Source organism: Photobacterium sp. SP02 (genome assembly GCF_038519165.1).
Lineage (GTDB): Bacteria > Pseudomonadota > Gammaproteobacteria > Enterobacterales > Vibrionaceae > Photobacterium > Photobacterium halotolerans.
Map to the genome: position 1 here is coordinate 1 of NZ_JASJOJ010000153.1, position 740 is coordinate 740.

The window sequence follows — 740 nt, forward strand, 5'->3', positions numbered from 1 at the left end:
ACGAGCAGCGGATAAACTCATACAACAGCCTTTTCTTCAGAAATAACAGTATTGACTAAGTCAGCCTCCTGTCCCTGGCAAGGAAATGCGGCCGACCAGGTGGCCGTCACCATCAAGGTATCGGCATCCACGGATAAGGTATGCAGCGCCATGGTTTGCTGGCGCTTTTGGCTGCCAAACGCCGCTTCGGCAACAAAAGTGCGCCGCGGTAACGTAAAATAGAGCGTCTCTTCATGACTGAAACCAGACACAATGATACGCTCACCGCCTGCCAGTAACCCTTTTGTCTGCTGGTCAACAGGCGCTGACTGGTAAAAGGCCGTCGAAAAATCAACCGGATATAGCGGGCGGCGTTCTTCTGACCATTTCTCATCAAACGTCCCCGCCAGACGGGCACGCGCCGCATCAAAGACAGCCAGCGGACCAAACCCGGCAGGCTGCACCTTTGCGGTATCTGGCTGCCAGTCCTGTTTCAAATAGAACACTGAAGGCACAGGCTGGGTCAGCAAATCCATCGTTTTGTTCGCAACCCCGCAGCCAATCCGGTTACGAGGATCGTCTCCCCCTATCGCGTGGGCATAAGTCACCGGACGCTCGATAAAAGGGGCGGGGACAGTGACATCCACCTGACCGGCCTGAGTGATCCATTGACGCTCACCCACCACCGTCAGGGTTTTATCGATATGCTCTTCTATCAGCAAACGGCACTGCACACGGGTCACGGGTTTCTTGCCCAGGCT

Annotated in this window: 1 protein-coding gene; it reads right to left on the reverse strand. The window is 55.1% G+C overall.

Features of this window, described 5'->3' with window-relative positions; translation table 11 throughout:
- Positions 1-17: 17 nt before the first annotated feature.
- Positions 18-740, reverse strand: a 723-nt coding sequence (locus P0Y67_RS22720; RefSeq protein WP_342393709.1) for a DUF2169 family type VI secretion system accessory protein, incomplete at its 5' end; no start/stop codon positions are given.